At 52.9% G+C, this 19,421-nt stretch carries 20 protein-coding genes; 8 read left to right on the top strand and 12 right to left on the bottom strand.

The features are described 5' to 3' along the window. Positions 1-2 precede the first annotated feature (2 nt). Positions 3-488, top strand: coding sequence for a DUF2062 domain-containing protein (locus GJT30_11495; protein MSM40232.1), 486 nt, complete (start codon positions 3-5; stop codon positions 486-488). Between the two features lie 30 nt (positions 489-518). Here GJT30_11495 and GJT30_11490 read toward each other — a convergent pair whose 3' ends face one another. Both GJT30_11490 and GJT30_11485 read right to left on the bottom strand, forming a co-directional pair. Then, the gene (locus GJT30_11490) at positions 519-1,520 is read right to left on the bottom strand and encodes an inorganic phosphate transporter (GenBank protein MSM40231.1); all 1,002 of its coding nucleotides are present in this window, start codon (positions 1,518-1,520) and stop codon (positions 519-521) included. Beyond that, a complete protein-coding gene (locus GJT30_11485; GenBank protein ID MSM40230.1) occupies positions 1,513-2,130 on the bottom strand; it encodes a DUF47 family protein in 618 nt (205 codons plus the stop codon). Before GJT30_11485 ends, GJT30_11490 begins: the two co-directional genes overlap by 8 nt. A 199-nt stretch (positions 2,131-2,329) precedes the next feature. Between GJT30_11485 and uppP the strand changes: the two genes are divergently transcribed. After that, the gene (gene uppP, locus GJT30_11480) at positions 2,330-3,145 is read left to right on the top strand and encodes an undecaprenyl-diphosphatase UppP (protein MSM40229.1); all 816 of its coding nucleotides are present in this window, start codon (positions 2,330-2,332) and stop codon (positions 3,143-3,145) included. A gap of 24 nt (positions 3,146-3,169) precedes the next feature. Next, positions 3,170-3,856, top strand: a complete 687-nt coding sequence (radC, locus tag GJT30_11475) for a DNA repair protein RadC (protein ID MSM40228.1) — start codon at positions 3,170-3,172, stop codon at positions 3,854-3,856. On the opposite strand, the gene GJT30_11470 is transcribed toward radC, so the two are convergent. The 4 genes from GJT30_11470 to GJT30_11455 all read right to left on the bottom strand — a co-directional run bounded on the left by GJT30_11470 (position 3,853) and on the right by GJT30_11455 (position 9,368). Continuing rightward, positions 3,853-4,638, bottom strand: a complete 786-nt coding sequence (locus tag GJT30_11470) for an ATP-binding cassette domain-containing protein (GenBank protein MSM40227.1) — start codon at positions 4,636-4,638, stop codon at positions 3,853-3,855. The two genes, radC and GJT30_11470, sit on opposite strands and share 4 nt — an antisense overlap. Then, the gene (cbiQ, locus tag GJT30_11465; GenBank protein MSM40226.1) at positions 4,635-5,447 is read right to left on the bottom strand and encodes a cobalt ECF transporter T component CbiQ; all 813 of its coding nucleotides are present in this window, start codon (positions 5,445-5,447) and stop codon (positions 4,635-4,637) included. The genes GJT30_11470 and cbiQ overlap by 4 nt, the downstream gene beginning before the upstream one ends. Positions 5,448-5,697: 250 nt before the next feature. Then, complete coding sequence (locus GJT30_11460; GenBank protein ID MSM40225.1) at positions 5,698-8,463, bottom strand: EAL domain-containing protein; 2,766 nt, start codon at positions 8,461-8,463, stop codon at positions 5,698-5,700. A 17-nt stretch (positions 8,464-8,480) separates the two neighbouring features. Next, positions 8,481-9,368, bottom strand: coding sequence for an NAD(P)H-binding protein (locus tag GJT30_11455; GenBank protein MSM40224.1), 888 nt, complete (start codon positions 9,366-9,368; stop codon positions 8,481-8,483). Between the two features lie 184 nt (positions 9,369-9,552). Here GJT30_11455 and GJT30_11450 point away from each other — a divergent pair, with 184 nt between their 5' ends. Further along, positions 9,553-10,026, top strand: coding sequence for a ferritin (locus GJT30_11450; GenBank protein ID MSM40223.1), 474 nt, complete (start codon positions 9,553-9,555; stop codon positions 10,024-10,026). 196 nt (positions 10,027-10,222) lie between these two features. Here GJT30_11450 and GJT30_11445 read toward each other — a convergent pair whose 3' ends face one another. The 3 genes from GJT30_11445 to GJT30_11435 form a co-directional block, all read right to left on the bottom strand. Further along, complete coding sequence (locus GJT30_11445; protein ID MSM40222.1) at positions 10,223-11,104, bottom strand: hypothetical protein; 882 nt, start codon at positions 11,102-11,104, stop codon at positions 10,223-10,225. A 132-nt stretch (positions 11,105-11,236) separates the two neighbouring features. Then, a complete protein-coding gene (locus GJT30_11440; GenBank protein ID MSM40221.1) occupies positions 11,237-11,761 on the bottom strand; it encodes a prepilin-type N-terminal cleavage/methylation domain-containing protein in 525 nt (174 codons plus the stop codon). 269 nt (positions 11,762-12,030) lie between these two features. Then, positions 12,031-12,249, bottom strand: a complete 219-nt coding sequence (locus GJT30_11435) for a dodecin flavoprotein (GenBank protein MSM40220.1) — start codon at positions 12,247-12,249, stop codon at positions 12,031-12,033. Positions 12,250-12,374: 125 nt separating this feature from the next. On the opposite strand from GJT30_11435, the gene GJT30_11430 reads away from it, so the two are divergent. The 3 genes from GJT30_11430 to ttcA are packed head-to-tail and all read left to right on the top strand — an operon-like array spanning position 12,375 to position 14,598. Beyond that, a complete protein-coding gene (locus GJT30_11430; protein ID MSM40219.1) occupies positions 12,375-12,896 on the top strand; it encodes an NUDIX domain-containing protein in 522 nt (173 codons plus the stop codon). Beyond that, the gene (locus GJT30_11425; GenBank protein MSM40218.1) at positions 12,893-13,789 is read left to right on the top strand and encodes an RluA family pseudouridine synthase; all 897 of its coding nucleotides are present in this window, start codon (positions 12,893-12,895) and stop codon (positions 13,787-13,789) included. The genes GJT30_11430 and GJT30_11425 overlap by 4 nt, the downstream gene beginning before the upstream one ends. A gap of 11 nt (positions 13,790-13,800) precedes the next feature. Next, positions 13,801-14,598: a tRNA 2-thiocytidine(32) synthetase TtcA gene (gene ttcA / locus GJT30_11420; protein ID MSM40217.1), complete on the top strand. Its 798-nt coding sequence runs from the start codon at positions 13,801-13,803 to the stop codon at positions 14,596-14,598. 196 nt (positions 14,599-14,794) lie between these two features. Here ttcA and GJT30_11415 read toward each other — a convergent pair whose 3' ends face one another. Next, complete coding sequence (locus tag GJT30_11415; GenBank protein MSM40216.1) at positions 14,795-16,339, bottom strand: PAS domain S-box protein; 1,545 nt, start codon at positions 16,337-16,339, stop codon at positions 14,795-14,797. A 161-nt stretch (positions 16,340-16,500) separates the two neighbouring features. Between GJT30_11415 and GJT30_11410 the strand changes: the two genes are divergently transcribed. Continuing rightward, the gene (locus tag GJT30_11410) at positions 16,501-17,478 is read left to right on the top strand and encodes a 4Fe-4S binding protein (GenBank protein ID MSM40215.1); all 978 of its coding nucleotides are present in this window, start codon (positions 16,501-16,503) and stop codon (positions 17,476-17,478) included. A gap of 59 nt (positions 17,479-17,537) precedes the next feature. Here GJT30_11410 and GJT30_11405 read toward each other — a convergent pair whose 3' ends face one another. Both GJT30_11405 and rimO read right to left on the bottom strand, forming a co-directional pair. Beyond that, positions 17,538-17,957 carry a TraR/DksA family transcriptional regulator gene (locus GJT30_11405; protein ID MSM40214.1) on the bottom strand — a complete coding sequence of 140 codons (420 nt, stop codon included), beginning with the start codon at positions 17,955-17,957 and terminating at the stop codon, positions 17,538-17,540. A gap of 116 nt (positions 17,958-18,073) precedes the next feature. Next, positions 18,074-19,417, bottom strand: a complete 1,344-nt coding sequence (rimO, locus tag GJT30_11400; protein MSM40213.1) for a 30S ribosomal protein S12 methylthiotransferase RimO — start codon at positions 19,415-19,417, stop codon at positions 18,074-18,076. Positions 19,418-19,421: the final 4 nt, after the last annotated feature.

Below are 19,421 nucleotides of genomic sequence, written 5' to 3'. Positions count from 1 at the left end.
GTGTGTTCAACAAGGAATTGTGGAAAAAACGTTTCAGGGAGATTCTCTCTCTGGACAGCCATCCGGGACATATTTCAGCTGGATTCGCCGTAGGGGTGTTCATCAGCTTCACCCCTTTTTTTGCATTCCATACGTTGATGGCCATTGGGGCCGCATTCATCTTCAGGCTCAACAAGGTCACCTGCGTCACAGGCGCATGGGTCAACACGCCAATCACCGTTCTCCCCATTCTTGGCCTGAGTTTCAAGCTGGGGCAGATGCTCCGTGGACTCCCCCCCCTTGAATTCCATTTCAAAAGCATTGCATGGCATCACCTCAAGACCCATGCCGCATCGCTTCTGATCGGCACTTCGGTCCTTGGCTTTGCAGCCGCAATCGTCGCGTACTTTGCCTGCTATTACCTGGTCGTACGATTCAGGAAAAAGGATGAAACCCTGGCAGAACTAACCAGGGAAATGGAAGAGGTAGGAGATGAAATTGATGAATAAGGGAAAGGGTGCCGTAGAATACCGTAAGGGCTAATTACCCAGGAACGGGCTCATGACCAGATATGCCATCCCACCAACAATGGCCGATGCCGGAATGGTGAGAACCCAGGCGACCAGAATCCTTCCCGCCACATTCCAGTTTACCGCCGTGAGACGCTTCGAAAGGCCTACCCCGAGAATGGCCGAGGTGATGACATGGGTGGTGCTGACCGGCATACCGATCGACGATGCCCCGAGAATGACCCCTGCCGACGCCGTCTCCACACAGAAACCGTGAACAGGCTGCAGTTTCACGAAGTCCTTCCCGACGGTCTTGATGATCCGCCACCCACCGCCAGCAGTGCCGAGACCCATCGCCACTGCGCAGGCAATTTTCACCCAGGTCGGGACGATAAAGGACGGCAGTGCCCCATAGCTGACCAACGCCATGGTAATGACCCCCATGGATTTCTGGGCATCTGCGGTACCATGCGAAAATGCCATAACTGCAGCCGAAAGTATCTGCAGTTTGCGGAAACTATTATTGAGACCGCTTGGAGCGGAATGCCTGAAGCTCCAGAGCATGATCACCATAAAAGTGAAACCGATGATGGTTCCCACAATCGGTGAAATCACCAGTGACAGCACGATTTTTTCCAGCCCGCCCCAATGCAGGACAGACGCCCCGTCATGTGCGATAACCGCTCCGATGAGGCCGCCGATGATGGCATGGGAAGATGATGAGGGGAGGCCATAATACCAGGTGATCAAATCCCAGATAATGGCTCCCATGATTCCGGCCAAAACAACCATCTGGGTTATATGGTTGGCATCAACTATACCTTTGCCAATAGTAGCTGCAACCTTGGTGGATACCATTGCCCCGACAAAATTAAGTCCGGCAGCCATAACGATTGCAGCCTTGACCGACAATGCCCGGGTCGAAACACAGGTGGCAATTGCGTTTGCAGTATCATGAAAACCGTTGATATAGTCGAATGCCAAGGCAGAGAATATAACGAGGCAGAGCATGAGGAATGCAGTATCAAGCATTCTTTACCACCACACTTTCGAGTATGTTGGCAGCATCTTCGCATTTATCCGTGGCCCGTTCCAAGGTCTCGTAAATCTCTTTCCACTTGATCAGCTGGATAGGATCCTTCTCTTCGTCGAAAAGCCGGCTGATTGCCTCGCGACAGACGCGGTCCGCCTCATTCTCCAAGGCGTTTACCTCGACGCAATATTCCGCTATGGGCTCGAGCTTCCCACCCAACAGGGCAACCGCTTTATCGATGGTCTGGCACGACTTGAGGATCAGAAACGCCAACTCTTTCGCCTCTGCGGTCGGCTTTTCCACATTGTACATGACGAAGCGCTGGGCAGAGGCATCTATCAGGTCAAGTATGTCATCGAGAGCCGACGACAAGGCATAGATATCTTCACGGTCAAATGGAGTAACAAAGCTCTTGTTCAGCTTCTTGATGATATCATGGGTCTGGGAGTCTCCCTTGTGCTCCACATCCTTGATCCGTCGCTGGCTCCCGACAGGATCTTCAAAATTGTCCATCATATCCTTGAGGAGTTGCGCTCCTTCAATAATGTTTCTGGTCATCTCCTTAAACATGGCAAAAAACTTTTCGTCTTTGGGAATGAGTCCGAACATGGCATCCTCCGCTGCAGATCGGCAACTGTCGCCGTTCAATAAAACCGCATATATTTATCACAGAAATGGAACCAATGCTACATCTATGTTACAATATCGCACCATGCGGACTCTGCCAAGCCGGATCAAAGGGCATTCCTTGCTTTTCCCGACCTGTTAGTCTAATGTGTCCGGGCACCCCCAAGGAGAGCCAAATTCCATGAACCCGCTTCACGCGACCATTCTCGGTGCCCTGCAAGGGCTCACCGAAGTTTTGCCCATCAGCAGTTCAGCTCACCTGATTTTAGTTCCCTGGCTCCTCCACTGGCAGGAATCAGGAATCACCTTTGACGTCGCCCTCCACCTGGGGACTTTACTGGCGCTCTGTGCTTACTTCTGGCGAGATATCCTGGAACTCGGGCTCAATTTCTGTGATTCATTTTCAACAAAAGGAAGCAGAAGCAGCGCTCAACGCCTCCCCTTCTATATCATTGTCGGCACCTTCCCGGCAGCCATCGTTGGAAAGCTTTTTGAAGAACCGATCGAGGCCATCTTCCGTGCAAGTCCCATGCTCATCGCCATCCTCCTGGTCGGCTTCGGCATTTTACTCGCCTTTGCCGACACGATAGGGGCAAAACGCTGGAAAATGGAACGGATAACTTTTGGTGCAGCCATCACTATAGGCCTGGCCCAATGCCTGGCCCTTGTCCCCGGAGTCTCCCGCTCCGGAATAACCATAACGGCTGCGCTCCTCCTCGGATACACCCGCGAAACTGCAGCCCGTTTCTCTTTTCTCCTTTCACTTCCCATCGTTGCCGGGGCTGGCATCCTGAAACTGGGACATCTGATCAGGCACGGCATGCCCGCAGGTGAACTCCCTTCATTGATCATCGGAATTGCAGCTTCAGCCATTTTCGGTTACGTGAGTGTGGCTTTCCTCCTTAAATATGTGCAGAAGAATTCGCTCTATCCGTTTGTCTGGTACAGAGTACTGGTAGGCTTTGGAGTGATCGGGTATCTGTTTATCTTCCATTAAACTCCTGCTATAGAGGAGACGAAGATGTCAGGTGGGATCAAGGGATGGCCTGAGGGAGAGCGGCCACGGGAACGATTGATCAGGCAAGGCTCTGAAGGTTTAAGTGATGCCGAGTTGCTTGCCCTCATTCTGCGAACCGGCGATCACGCAGCCAAACAGAGTGCAATCGACTTGGGCAGGCAACTGCTCAAGGAGTTCGGCGACCTGCGCAGTCTCGGCAGTGCGAGCATAGCGGAAATCTGCCGCGTCAAGGGGATCGGTCCTGCCAAGGCGGTTTCAATCAAGGCCGCAATCGAAATTGCCAACCGCTGTACAGCCCGAACTCTGTCGGATGGTGACCGGTATACCTCGCCTGCACAGGTTTTTGAACATTACTACCCCCACTTCCGTGAGCGCCGGAAGGAGTATGTGCATGCCCTGCTCCTGGATGGCAAAAATCGGGTCATGCGGAATCTACAAATCTCTGAAGGATCGCTCAACCAAAGCATCGTTCATCCTCGCGAAGTCTTCAACCCCGCCGTCCGCGACTCGGCTGCCGCCATCATCATCGTCCACAATCATCCCTCAGGCGACCCGACCCCCAGCCGCGAAGATCTGGAATTGACCCGTCGACTCAAGGAAGCGGGCGAACTGATGGGAATCCGCCTCCTCGACCATGTCATTATCGGTGACGGCAGTTATGTCAGCCTTGCTGACAAAGGATTGCTTTAAGGGGAATTCTCCTTTACCTCCTCAGCAGGTTCTATCCTAGCGCACAGCGGACACCCTTGCATTGCGAGAGGCATTTCCAGATGACACGCGGACAAAAGCTCACTGTTGCGAAAGATCTCCGTTGTGCTCCCATCCGCCTCTATCTTGCCATCCTTGATGACAATGGTTCGCGGGCAGATATCCAGGACCAGATCAAGATCATGGGTAGCCACTATCTTGGTATGATGAAAATCAGCAAGTAACTTGATGAGTTGGCGACGGCCCAGGGGGTCCAAACCGGTTGTCGGTTCATCCATCACGAGAATATCCGGCATCAATGCCAAAACCGTGGCAATGGCAGCGCGTCGTTTTTCCCCCCCGGACAGGCGGTACGGCGGACGACCGGCCAGGTGTTCTATCCCGACTTTTTGCAGCGCTTTCCTGACCCGTTCGTCAACCTCCTCCCTCGGCAATCCGAGGTTGGCAGGACCAAAAGCCACATCTTCGCCAACCGTCGGCATGAACAGCTGATCATCAGGGTCCTGAAAAATCATCCCCACAGTACGGCGCACCTCAGCCAGAGTCGCCCGGGTCACCGGGAGATCACCGATGCGTACCTGCCCCATACTGGCCATCAGTATGCCATTCAGGTGCAGGAGCAGGGTCGATTTCCCGGCTCCGTTGGCGCCCACCAGAGCAACCGACTCCCCATGGGTGATACGGAACGAAATCCCGTTCAAAGCCATTGTCCCGTCGGGATAGTTGTAGCAGAGATCCTTTACTTCAACCAAATGATGGCTCACAGCATTACTCCCGAAATCAGTTCTCCCAACAGGGAAGCAACATTCACTACCCGAAATAAAAGAAAGAGCATAGCCCAGCTTGCAACAAAAAGAAAATCAAGCAGACCGAACCGCAAAGGCCGGCGGGGAGGGAATTCGCCGCGAAACCCCCGCGACAGCATGGCTTGATAGATCCGTTGAGCCCTTTCGAAGGTCCTGAGAAGCAGATGGCCGACAAGCGATGCATAGACACGCATCCCCAAGCCTTTCCCGGCAAAGGAGCGAAGCGACCGTGCTCGAGCCATCCTCCCCCCTTCTGCCGACAATACGAACAGATAGCGATAGAGAAACAGCAGTTGCACTGCGAACACGCGGGGCATCCCCAGACGTTCGAGGGCAAGACAGACATCACTGAATCCGGTTACCGCAATCAGGATAAACGCAGCAAGGACCGTGAGACAAAAACGTATTACCATTGAAAAATATGACAACCACCCTCCGGTCACTGCAACGTTACCGATGCTTCCGACAATAGTTTGATCATAAATCGGATTGAAAAATCCCATGACGAGAATGAACGGCAGGAGAAGCAGCACCTTGCGAGCCAGGAATGTCGGCGAAATCCCTCCCACGGACATCATGACCACGGGAAAGATGAAGAAGGGCAGCAGGGCTGAAAGTTGGTATTTGTCGAAGGAGACCACCGCAACCATGAAAGCAAGGGTTGTCAGGATTTTTGCGCGGGGGTCGAGCCGGTGCAGAAATGAATCTTTTGCTGCCAGGGTATCCAGCAAGCCGATCTCCGGCATGATACTGACCAGCTTCCCCATCGGGCCCTTTCACTAAGCAACATCCCTTCCACTTGAAACAGAAGGAATCAGAGGATGAACGACGTTTACCAGTGGAACACTCTGCGTTCCAGGCACAGAAAACAATAGCTTAGATAAAATCGACCGGCAACGCCCGCGAAAACGTAACACCGACAGTGAGTTACGTAGCACAAACTCATAAACCATGCGGTGATGGATGTCAAGGAGTGAGATTGCAGAACTCCCAGACTCTGGTAATCACTTCTGAGCCCTATAGATTGAGAAAAGACTGCAAAAGGTGAGCAGGTTGTGGGCGACTGAACAGATATCCCTGCCCCTGTTCGCACCCAAGTTCTCGCAGAAGCCGCAGGTGCTCTTCGGTCTCTATCCCTTCCGCGATCACTTCCAGGCTCATGCTGTGTGCCAGGGCAATGATGGCAGCGGCAATGGCCGCATCATTGGCATTCTCTGAAATATCACGGATGAACGACTTGTCGATCTTGAGCCGACTGATGGGAAAGTGCTTCAAGTGACCCAGGGATGAATATCCAGTACCAAAATCATCAATGGCCAGCATTACGCCCATGTCATTGAGCTCTTCCATGATCCGAACCGCAGCTTCAACGTTCCCCATGATCATGCTTTCGGTTATCTCCAGTTCCAGACAGGATGGGTCAAAACCTGTTTGCTCCAAGGCCTGGGCGATCACTTTAGACAGATTCCCGTATCGGAACTGCCGGGGGGAAATGTTTACTGCCACGCGAAACGGTACTCCTCCCCGTTGCTGCCATGACTTGCCTTGCTGGCAGGCAGCATGGATGACCCATTCACCAAGGGGTACGATCAAGCCGTTGTCTTCGGCAAGGGGGATGAATCGGTCCGGCATAACAACACCCCGTACCGGATGTCGCCAGCGCACGAGCGCTTCCATACCGACCAGGGCTCCCGTGGCCAAGCTCAACTGGGGCTGAAAGTAGAGCATGAATTGTTCGTGGTCCAACCCTCGGCGGAGTTCTCCCTCCAGGTCAAGCATTTCACGGGTCCGCCGGTTCATGTTCGTGGTGTAAAACTGATAATTGTTGCGCCCATTTTCCTTGGCGGAATACATGGCAATATCGGCGCATTTCATCAAACCATCCACATCGGTACTGTCAGAAGGAAACAGGGTAATGCCGATACTGATGGATATATACAATTCGTGCCCACCGACCACGATCGGTTGTGCCAGAATGCCTATCAGCTTCTGGGCAACCATGGCGGCATACCGTGCATCCTCGATCTCTTCCAGAATGATGACGAATTCGTCCCCGCCCAGCCTCGCAACGGTATCGGTCTCGCGCACCCAGTAACTGAACCGCTTAGCAACCTCGCGCAACAGCATGTCACCGATCTCATGACCGAGGGAATCGTTAATATTTTTGAATCTGTCCAGATCGATAAACAGCAACCCCACCAACTGGCCAGCGCGACGCGCCCGAGAAATTGCCTGGCGCAATCGGTCATAGCAGAGAAGTCTATTGGGAAGTTCGGTAAGATTGTCATGATGGGCGAGAAAAAAGAGTCGCTCTTCATTTTCCCGAAGGAGGGTTTCGGCCAGCTTTCTCTGTGAAATGTCGCGGATGACCAGGAGTTCTGCCGGCTGCCCCTGCCATACCGTGCGGGCACACGTGACCTCGACGGGTATCGTCACTCCATCCCCTCTGAGCACTTCACACTCAAAGACAGGCTCAACCTGTTCACCGGCACAAGCCCGTAAACAATACTCCATGAAACGAGGACGTGATTCATCTGGCACGAGACTCTCGACCGAAACGTTCTGCAACGTTGAGATAGCACGCCCGAGCAGAATTGCAGCCTGTCGGTTAGAGTAAAGAATGATGCCGAGACCGACAACAATCAACATCCCTTCATGGGCGTTCTCGGCAAGTGCCTTGAAGTTGTTTTCGCTCTCCAGGAGTGCATCATGCTCGCTGTCAAGAGCAACGACCATGGAATTGAATGCCGTTGCCAGCGTGGCAATTTCATTAACGCCTTTTATGCGGAAGAGTTTTTCTTCACTGCCGTTTTCCGCGAGTGTTTCCACATGCCGTGTAAAAGAAGAAAGCGGCGCCATCAGGTAGTACATCATCAACCAAACCACAACCAGTACGACAATGGTAGACCCCAGCACCACCAGGCGGAGAGCCTGCTTGGCCCGTTCGAGGGGGGCCAGCATCAGTGTCAAAGGATACTCCGCAACCACGATCCAGGGGGTACGCTGCAAGCGCTTGAACGAAGCAAGTACAGGCTGTTTGCGTGCATTGACCAATTCGGTTGTCCCCTCAGGATTTTTCAAAACCATCGCCAGCTGAGAATTGTCACCTCCCCAGTGACGTTGCATGATCATCGTCTTGTCGGGATGGATGATCACCATCCCGTCCGCCGAGAGCAAAAACAGATCTCCATGGTTATTCATCTTTCGGCGGGGGAGTTCTACGAGGATGTTGCTACCGTGCAGATCCAGACTCCCCCCCATGATTGCTGCAATGCGTCCTTGCTCAGAGAAAATGGGAGCAGTCATCATGATGGCCGGATGCCCTGGGGAGTGGGTCGATTGATATGGAGCGGAGATGATCGGTTTCCCCGTCTTCATCGTAATCTGAAAATAATCCCGATAGGAAATGTCCCGATTGCGACGGCCGGAAAGGAAGGGGCTTTCAGCAATGAGCCGGCCATCAGTGCTGAAAAGAAAGAGTCCATTATCAAAGATGGCATGCAATGAATGTTGATGGTCCAGGAAACCCTGCGCCTTGTCGGCATTTGCAGCAATATCGGTCTGAACTTTGGCGGATTCGGCCAACAATGCGTGCTGGGCAACTGAGAGCTTATCATCAATGGTTTCTGCAAGCGAATTCACGAGCAAAAGCTGTTGGGTTGCTATGGTCCGGCGGTAATCCCGCTCACTGGCGTAATGAACATACATTGCCAACAGAGTGGCAAAAAGGACGAAGAGGGCCGAAATTGCAACTGCAACCCGAGTTTTGAGCCCGATACTCACGATCCAAACCTGTCCATTCAATTTTCGCGCAGATATAAGGAAATGCCGGCAGCAAAATGCTGCGCATCAAAATCAAAAGTCGTACGCCAGTCACCATTGCAAATGTTTTCTTCGATCAGCATCTGGATCTGATCCATGGAAAGCGGGAAAAACGAAAAGCCCTGGAGCATTGGCGTCACCAGTTTCAGTAGCCCTACAGGATTTTTCAGCTTGAGAACCGTAGACTTTCCAAGGGCAGTACCGATTGCATCAAGCAACTCAATATAGGTTAATCGATCAGGACCGCAGAGTTCGTAAGCCTTGCCGATGGTCTCTCGCATTTCCAACGCCATGGCAAAGCATCGACAAACATCAACAGCAGCGATCGGTTGCAGCCGATACATCCCGTCGCCAATAACCGGAACAGCAGGATATCTGCGGATGTATCCGGCAAGCATGGAAATAAAGGCATCGCCCGGGCCAAAGATTACCGAAGGCCGGAAGATGGTCCAGGCAAGGTCCGAAGCACGCACCAGTTCTTCGGCGCGCCATTTGGTCTGATGATAACGAGAAACTGCATTTGGCCTTGTGCCAAGGGCCGACATCTGGATGTAACGTTCGACGCCGGCCTTGTGCGTCGCAGTTATCATGGCTTGGGTTGCTGCGACATGCAACTTCTCGAAAGTCACCCCGTGGGCCGGGAACTCGCGGATAATCCCCACAAGATTTATGACTGCATCGCAGCCGTTAATTTCACGATAATATTCATCGGCATTGGTGACATCACCCTCGACCATTTTACACCCATCAAGTGCAGAGCCTTTCCGGCTGTGCGTCAATAAAGTAATTTCGTGGCCACGCTTTCGTAATTCACGGCACAAATGACCTCCAACAAAGCCAGTCCCTCCAGCGATAAATACCCGCACGACTCCCTTCTCCTTCCCTGCTCATGCTAATGTGCAGAACAAATTCTACCGCACCCGCCGGCAAAAGCCAGTTGCGAACGGCTCAGACATCGACCTCTCGTGTGCATGTGTATACAATCAGCTTGTACTTGCGCAGCAGGTGTGATAAAAAGTCGTTAATTCTTCAAACTGGGAGGATATGCTTATGAACGATCAGGATCAGGTCTGTTATACATTTGAGGCCGCAATTGAGATGGCCATCACCATGGAAGAGGAAGGGTTCAGACACTATTTGAATGCTATTCGCATATTGAAGAACAAGGGGGCCAAAGAAATCCTAAAGGATGCGGCCATTGACGAGTTGCATCACAAGCAGCAGTTGGAGTTGGCCCTCCTGGAAGGCCAGATATCAGGCGAAGGAATGGTACAACCCGTTCCGACCATGAATCTTGGCTACGTGCTCGCTAAAAAGGAATTGACACCAAACTCCGATGCGCGTGAGGCCCTTGCCTATGCCATCCATCTTGAAAAAGGTGCCATAGACTTTTACACCCGGATGGCACAGGGGTGTACCGGCGCTCCCAATGCAAGCCTGTTCGACCGGTTGCTTGCCGACGAGAGCCGTCACCTGCAGATCCTTGAAGACCTCTACGAGCAACACTTCCTGACGGAAAACTGACCGCCAGGAAAGGGGGAAAGGGAACTCGACCCCAGCCGTTAATAGCGTTCTGAAGACAGTGTCACCTCTCACGGACTGACCACGAGCAATCTTTGGTTATCTCCACGAAAAAAGGCCACCGGTTTGCTGCACAAGCCGGTGGCCTTTTCCATAATATCACCTGGGCCATGCCAGGTATTGCCCAGATAGAATGCCGCTATAGATCTCTCAATCCGCGATACTTGCTCTTACCTCTTTTGAGTGCGGCCGAAAGCTCCTCCGGCAGACTGTTCTTCAATTCCTGCGTTCCCTGCCTGAATTCACTTTCGGCCTTGCTCGCAACCCCTGAGATCCTTGCCGGAGAGCCTGTCGGTGAAATGGCGAGGGTGTGAATAGATTTATAAATCTCATATAATTTCATCAGCTTATCGTTTGCCTGATCAAATTTCCCTGGAGGATTATTCAACTTCTGCATGATCTTGTCAACTTCGTCCTTGACCTTACTCATCTTTATTTCATCTTCTGGGCTAATCCGAGCATTACCTCTCGAGTTCATCTCTTCAGAAATCTTGGAACACGCCGTCAAACCATACTCCATTCCGGATTTTACCCCGTACAGCGCCTTTATATAATTTTCCGCATATTGTTGCTGAGCCTTATGTTGCAGATAAAACCACCCACCCGAAGCAACTACTGCCACAAGAAGCATCACTCCGGCAGCAATCATTGCAAACTTACGCGATTTTTCACGGGATACCGGTGTGACGCTCTTTGCCTTAGACGCGTACCCCGAAACACCTTTTGGCTTAGCCCCCCATTCGAAAGAAAGGTCCTTCAGACTGGAAAATGCATCTGCAATCTTCCTGATCTTCTTGCGAGCTACATCGGGTGCTTCCGCCACGAAATAGTCAGGATATAATTCGCCACAAGAGGGGCAGTGAAGAGACGAACCGAGGTCGTTGCCGCACTTTGCGCAATGTGCATCTTCTGCTTTCCGGTAGGCCCTGTGAGCGATACTCTCACGAGTGATGAGAAAGCGAGCCTTGCATGCTGCACAATTGGTCGTAGTACCGCCTTCTGGTATCTCGGCAAGATCCACCTCGTTCCGTGCGGCACATTTCGGGCATGCACAAATCATAAATCGTTCACCTTTTCACATAACATGTCTGCAAAGGCAAACATGAACCAGATATCTTTGACTCACACATATCAATTCCCTGCTTCCAAACGCTTATCTGTTCCCAACGTACCCACCATCGCCAGATCTGACAATATCATCGGCACTTGAAGGGTCAGAATAATCCGCCGCACTCGCGCCATCCGGACCTTTGCTGTAAAGGTCAAATTCAGAATTGAGGTCATGAAGGCCCAGATCCTGCAGCGGTGTTTTCCCGCCAACTGCGAAGTTGTAATATTCGTAAGGATTTCCCCATGGGTCACGCAGAGTTCCCCTGCCGATATCATTGAGGTTATCGGGCAAAGTTCCCCTGTCTACGAGATATGCAGTGATATCATTTTCCATGGTCCGGATATCACCCTCTGCTCTGGCGATTTTCGATGAATTCACATACGAATTATACGCAGGGATCGCCATGAGGGCTAAAACCCCTAAGATAGCGGTAACCACAATAAGTTCTATCAAAGTGAAACCACGGTTATCCACTGAAAGTTCTCTCCAAGCCTGACCGGCATCGGCAACCGACTCACATACAACATTTCCATTTAGAGACAGGTAAGAAAAGGCATTTTTCTTCATCAAGTCTTTACCATAACATATTCTTTTAATTAATCTCACTCGAGTTATCACACGTATGGAATATACAAGAATGCACCGGCTCAATCGTCAAGCATGTTAATCCAGCATCTTTCAAGTCAAGGGCTAAGACGTAGTAACCGACTAGCAGTATCGACCTGAAGCCCTTGAGCCGTTACTTTCAGATACGTTTTAATACGTTATCGGCCTGAGTTTAAAACTCCTAAAGAATATGAGGAAAAGAATTATTCAATTGCGGGTTTCCCCCATCGTCAATCCTTCAACTGAAATGCCACCTTGAGAATCACCTGGTATTCTGAAACCATGCCATCATCTCCCACATGACCACGGACTTCCTGCACCTCAAACCAGGAAACCTTTTCCAGTGTGTTGTGTGCCTTTGTCAAAGCTGCCTGGATGGCTGCTTCGACACCGTTCTTGGACACACCGATTACCTCCACCTTTTTGTAAACCCTGTCGGAACCGTACATAGCACCCTCCCTAGCGGTTTATTTTCCTCAAGCTTAACACAGACTAAGCGCCGGTAAAGCGCTATCAAATTTCTTCACATGACCTTTCGATCATGATATCAATAGACCGTACGGAGGCATATACCATGGAAGTTCGTCATAAATCCCGTCTGTTCAATGGGCTGGTGGTAGATCTGGAACAACTGGATGTACAAATCGGCTCCAAAGGCTGGCACACCTACCAGATCGTTCGGCACCCCGGCGGGGCAGCCGTTCTCCCTCTCCATGACGACGATACGGTGACCCTGATCCGTCAATTGCGCCCTGCGGTCGAAGAGTTCACCATTGAAATTCCGGCAGGCCGTTTGAGTCCGGGTGAAAACCCGATCGATTGCGGCCGTCGCGAACTGGTTGAAGAGACCGGGCTCACGGCTGCTGTCCTATCACCTCTCGGCCAGATATTTACCTCACCTGGCGTTTTCGACGAAATCATCCACCTCTTTCTTGCCACGGGCCTTTCTCAAGGGGTGTCCCAACCAGATCCGTATGAAGATATCACCACGCTACGAATCCCTTTGAGTGAAGCGTTATGCATGGCGCAGGATGGCAGGATCAGCGATGGGAAAACCATAGCCGCACTTCTTCGGGCTGCAGCGGGGCGGCCTTGATACTCCAGGCAATAGTCGGTTCCGAGCAGGCAGGGTTGCGTCTTGACGATGGACTCAAAGCTCTCTTCCCACAACTCTCCAAAACCGAAATCCGTCGCCTCCTCGACTGGGGAAGTTGCACGGTCAATCTCTCACTAGTTCGCGTGGCCTCGCGCACCCTGCATTCGGGTGATACCATAGCCCTCGGTCTGATCGAGAAGGAACGCTGCATTGATCTTGCCTATATTCCCACTGATATGCTCTACGAGGATATGGATTACCTTGCAGTCAACAAGGGGGTGGGGATAAACAGCCAGCGGACCCCATATCAGCTGAAGGGAACCGCCGAGTATGCCGTGGAATGCTATCTCCGCACGCACGGGTCCAAAGAACAGGCACGGATTGTCCATCGTCTTGACCGGGGCACCTCGGGAGTGCTGTTCTTCCCCAAGCATAAACGTGCGGCTACCCATATCTCCGCAGAGCTGAAAGCTGGCAGGGTGACCAAGGTTTACTGGGCGGTAGTGGCTGGTCACCCCAAAGAGGAGTCGTGGACCATCTCGGAACCGATCGGCAAACTCAACAAATTCCGCTACGGCGTAATCTCCCCTGGTAAGGAGTCGACGACCGAGTTCCGTGTTATTGTCAAAGGCGAGACCTCGACACTCGTGGAAGCTCGCCCCCTCACCGGCCGCACTCACCAGATTCGCGTACACCTGTCGCACTGCGGCCTGCCAATCATCGGCGATACCTCCTATGGAGGGCCCCAGGCATCCCGCATGATGCTTCACTGCCGTACCATGGCCTTCAACGGCCTTCACAACAAGCCAGTCTCGGCAACAGCACCCGTTGATACCCTTTTCCGCGATCTCTGTAGAGAACTGGGCATCGCTGCCGATCTTGACGTGTTCTAGAGACCCTTCACATGAATATGCGCGACGAAAGATTGTACAAGAAAATCAAGAATGCCGTCGGCAGGGCAATTGCTGACTACGGTCTGGTCAAGGATGGAGACCGGATTGCGGTAGCTGTTTCAGGAGGAAAGGATTCATATACCCTGCTGCATATTCTGGAGGAGTTACGGAAGCGGGCTCCCATCAGGTTCGAGCTATTCGCCATCACCATCGATTCCGGATATCCGGGGTATCGCAGTGATATCATTGCCCAGCACCTTCGCAACCACGGAATCCGGTACCACGTGGAAAGCACCGACCACTACCGGATCATTGCGGAAAAACGACGGCCCGGCTCTTCATATTGCTCGATCTGTGCCCGGCTGAAGAGAGGAACCCTCTACACTCTTGCCCAGCAATTCGGCTGCAACAAGCTGGCGCTGGGTCATCATCTCGACGATTTTATCGAGACGCTGCTTCTCAACCAGTTCTTTGTCGGCTCTCTCAAGGCCATGGCTCCTGGCATGCTCGCAGATAACGGGGTGACCACGGTTATCCGTCCACTGGTATACGTTGCCGAATCGGATATCATCCGTTTTTCCCGTGACCGCAATTTTCCGATTGTATGCTGCTGCTGTCCTGCCTGCGGACAAGCCGACCAGCAGCGCAAACGCATGAAAAACCTTCTCGCAGATCTGGAGAAGGGCATTCCTCATGTCAAACAGAGCCTCTTGCGGGCACTTGCCAACGTCCAACCACGCCATCTTTTGGACAAAAAACTTTACTCCGTACCTGACGGCTCCGTCGACTCCGTACCTCCGACACCCTGACAGCCCTTCTCATCCGGCTTTTCCGCCAGGCCGCCCATTCGTCGAGAACTGATATCGCCCCACCATACACGACAACCAGTACACTGAACGCAACCATCGGTTCCATCTTTCACCTCCAAAACCATGATGAATAAATCATAGCCGGTGAAGATGTCACAATATGTCACAAACTATTCTGAAACTTGGTGGGGAAATCTTATTTGGAGGGAACAGAGGGGGGCTGCACAGCCGGGAGGAAGAGAGATACCGTGGTTCCTTTCCCTTCCGTACTGTCGACAACAATGGCACCCGCATGACTTTTGACGATGCTGTAGACCATGGCCAGACCCAGTCCGCGACCGGGTGTGACTCCCTTGGTGGAGAAAAACGGTTCGAATATCCGTTCGCGTACATCGGCAGGAATACCGGAACCGCTATCGGAAATTTTCACGCAGACATGGGGGCCAATGGCAACTGTCGGATGATGCCGGCAGAAATCCGCATCCAGCATGACTCGTTCCGTACCGATACGTAACTCGCCACCGTCCGGCATGGCATCGATGGCATTACTGACGATGTGCTGCAGCACTTGCGCCAGTTGCATTGGATCCCCGAGTACCGGCGGGGTATCGCTGGAACGCTGATCAATCACTGTCACGTTTTTTCCGGGATGCGCTTTCAGTCCTGCCAACAGATCGTCAAAAAGAACCGACAGCTCGACGGGTATATTCAGGTGCTTGATCTGCCGGGCAAAAACCAAAAGCCTGCTCAGCAGTCCGGCAGCCCGTTCCGCTGCCTTCTCGATGACCGTCACCCCTTTTGCCAGGGGGTGATCACCAGACATGTCTCTCTTCAGGATGTTGGCATAGCCAAGAATCGGCGTTAAGAGGTTGTTCAGATCATGGGCGACAACCCCTGCGAGGGTCCCGATCGCTTCCAGTTTCCTGGCATGATAGAGTTGCTCCTCAAGACGCTTCAAGGCGGTAATGTCACGACCTGTCACCAGAATGGTCGATACCCTCCCGAGAACATCGAATTCGGGAATCAATCGCAGATCATAACTGACCTTGCCATGCGTACCCTCCTGCTCCCATTGGAATGCCTGCGCCACTCCCGAGGACAGGGTTTTCTGAAGTTCGTCATCCCATGCCACAGCCAATCCGTCAGGGAGAGCCATTTCGGACAGCCACTTGCCCATCACATCCGAAGCGCTCTGCCCATAGAAGCGCTCTGCAGCTGGATTGAGGTACAGGTGCCGAAGGTTCCGGTCAAAGCGGATCAACAGATCCGGTACGTTTTCGGCAAGCGAGCGGAAACGCTCTTCACTCTCCCGCAGTGAACGCTCCAGCGCTGCCAGCCGGCGTTTTCCCTCTTCTTCATCCAACAATCGGGACACAACCGCTGGCAACCGTTCAGGCAAGTCTGCATCGTCCGGTAGCACATCTCCGGCACCATCCTTCATCAATGTTACAGCACTGCCCGTGTCGACCTGACGCACCACAACTACATAAGGGGGGAGAAAGGTTATCGTTTCGAGTTCGGCGATGAGCTGCTCCGCCCCCATGTCATGAAGCGTACTTTCGAATATCATCAGATCCGGCCGCTTGTATCTGCAATATGCAAGGACAGCAGCGCCGCTGCCTGCCAGGTCAAACTCGAATCCCCTTTCCTCAAGACTCAACCTTATCCGCTCAACATTGGTCGAGTTGTGGAATGCCGCAAGGATTATCCGATTGTGGGAATGCGATTCAACTGCGTCCATGTACGTCTCCGAATCGCAATGACGATCTCTTTGCTAAGGCGACAGGGTCAAGCATACCGCCAAAAGCACGGCAGTCAATCCCTTGACAGCACTTCGACTGGCGAGGGTTTACAAGTCAGCAGAGGTGGGATAAGGTATTCGGATCGACCATAGGGGGTATCATGCACCAACGTTTTGTACAACCACTGCGAATAGCGATCCAATGGTGCTATCTGTTGTTCATGCTCTACTTGGGAATCAGATTCGCCCAGTTTGTCCATTACTTTCGTGCAGGAGGGACGGCATCCTTTGTCCCGAGGCCTGCAGCGATTGAGGGGTTCCTGCCAATTTCCGGACTCCTCGGGATGAAAGACTGGCTGACACACGGCGATATTAACCCCATCCACCCGGCAGCCGTGGTTATTTTCATGGCCATAATCGGCGTTTCGCTTCTTTTCAAACGCTCATTCTGTTCATGGATCTGCCCGGTAGGGACCATTTCAGAACTCCTCTGGAAGGCAGGGTTCAGAACTCTACGCAGGAACGTCCGCCTACCACACTGGCTCGATGTCCTGCTACGTGGCATCAAGTACCTGCTGCTCGCATTTTTCCTTGTTTCGATCCTCTGGCAGATGCCGAGCACAGCGGTTTCGACCTTCATCTATTCCGACTACCACAAGGTCGCTGATGTAAGACTCCTTGCCTTCTTTCAGTCCCCCTCGGCGGGTGCGGCTGCGTTCATTCTCATTCTCGCCTTGCTCTCCATCCCGGTCCGCAATGCCTTCTGTCGCTATCTCTGCCCCTATGGGGCACTTCTCGGGCTCATCTCCACACTCTCCCCCCTCAAAGTGACCCGCTCGCACCAGCAGTGCGTTTCGTGCGGTGCCTGCAGCCAGGTTTGCCCCGCATACCTTCCGGTCATGGCAAAAGAACGGATGCACTCTCCCGAGTGTATCGGCTGCTGGCGTTGCATAAGCCACTGTCGAGCCAGCGGAGCCCTGGAGATGAAACTGACGGGCGGGCGGCTTGCCATAAACGGCATCCTGTTCGCAATTTTCGTGGTCGCAGGTTTCTGGGGCGGAACTCTGGTGGGGAAACTCTCCGGCCATTGGCAGACATCCATCACGCTGGCCGATTACGCACGCCTGCTGGGGAAATAAAAAGGGCGCCGTCTGGCGCCCTTTGCAACATCTCATCCTGCTTGAAAATACGGAATCTTCTACATTTCCTCTTCTTCACCCAGAGCTATCTCGCGATAGACACGATCCTCTTCAAACCGCTTGGTCTGTGCCTGCTGCTTCTCGATATCCGACTTGCACTTGACGCAATAACGGGCAAAGGGAAGGACCTTGAGCCGTCCCAGCGGGATCTCCTCTTCGCATTCCTCGCAGATGCCATACTCACCATCCTGAATGCGCAACAGCGCTTCCTCGATGTTCGCAAGCTTTTCCCGCTCACGGTCTCCCAGCAGCAGATCAAGCTCCCGGTCCCGCTCACTGGATGCCTGGTCATAGATATCGCCACTCGGTTCACCGGTAGTGGTATTGGCCCCTGACTTCAAGGCCCTCTTTATTTCGCTGAGAGTATCCTCCTTCATCTTAAGGAGAACACTTTTCATTTCCGACTGCGCATCAACCATATACACGACACTCCAGAAAAAAAATTAACAACCCTCGCCCGCCAGGGCGTCGCAATGATACAGCAATTTCCCTTGTTGTCAAGGGAAAAGCCCCAGAGGCTAACTATTTGAATAAATTAAGAAATTATCTCTCCTATCAGATCATAGTCAGATGAATCCGTGATCTTGAGTCGCACTATTTCACCCACATTGGCCTGGCCGGCAGTGATATAGACCTGGCCGTCGATGTCCGGCGCCTGTTGCGCTGTTCTCCCCTTGAGCAGGAGTTCTGTCTCCTCGCTGTATCCTTCGACCATCACCTCAGTAACGGTGTCAATCAGTCGGCGATTCCGCTTGAACGAAACCCGTGCCTGGGCACGCATCAACTTCTTGTGGCGTTCACGCTTTACCCGCTCCGAGACTTGGTCCTTCATCTCTGCCGCAGGGGTCCCCTCTTCCCGGGAATAGCAGAAAACCCCCAGCCGGTCGAACTGGGTCTCTTCCACAAAATGCAGCAGCTTCTTGAAGTCATCTTCGGTCTCACCAGGAAATCCGACGATGAACGAAGTCCTCAGGGTAATGTCAGGGACGGCTGAGCGCAACTTTTCGATGAGCGCCCGGATATCCGCCTCGGAACTGCGACGGTTCATCCGCGAAAGGACCGGGTCGGCAATGTGCTGGAGCGGGAGATCCAGGTATTTACAGACCTTTTCCCCATCGCGAATGATGGCAATCAGCTCATCCGTTATGCCGTCCGGATAGGCATAGAGAAGCCGGATCCAACGCAGACCCGGCAGGCCATGGAGTTCTTCGATGAGCCGGACCAGGTTTTCACCATCCGCCAGGTCACTGCCATAACGGGTCACATCCTGGGCAACCAGGTTGAGCTCCTTGGCGCCGTTTTCGACCAGCCTGCGCGCCTCGTCCACGACCTGCCGCAATGGCCGGGAGCGGAACGATCCGCGCAACGACGGTATCACGCAATATGAACAGCAGTTGGAGCACCCCTCGGCAATTTTCAGGTAGGCGGTGTAGTAGGGTGAGGACTGCAGGCGGGGAAGGTCGATGTCGTACAGATAATTGGGGTCCCCGGTATAGAGGACCTGCCCCCCGGTTTCCTGCTTTTCTGCGATGATCTCGGCAATGCGCGGATAATCTCCGGTGCCGATGAAGACATCAACTTCGGGAAGCTCCTTGGCCAGTTCCTGCTGATAGCGCTGAGGGAGGCAGCCGGCAACCACCAGCAGCCGACAGCGACCGTCGTGCTTTCGATCGGCGAGATCAAGGATGGTATCGATGCTCTCCTGTTTTGCCTCTTTGATGAAGGAACAGGTGTTGACGATGATGATGTCCGCTTCATGCTCATCGGTGGTGATGGTGTAGCCCTTCTCGGCCAGGTAGCCGAGCATCACTTCCGCATCCACCAGGTTCTTCGGGCAGCCGAGGCTGACCATGCTGACCTTATCCTGAATCTTGTGCAAGCTC

This window comes from Geobacter sp. (genome assembly GCA_009684525.1).
GTDB lineage: Bacteria > Desulfobacterota > Desulfuromonadia > Geobacterales > DSM-12255 > Geoanaerobacter.
This window is presented reverse-complemented; position numbering and strand designations above follow the sequence as displayed.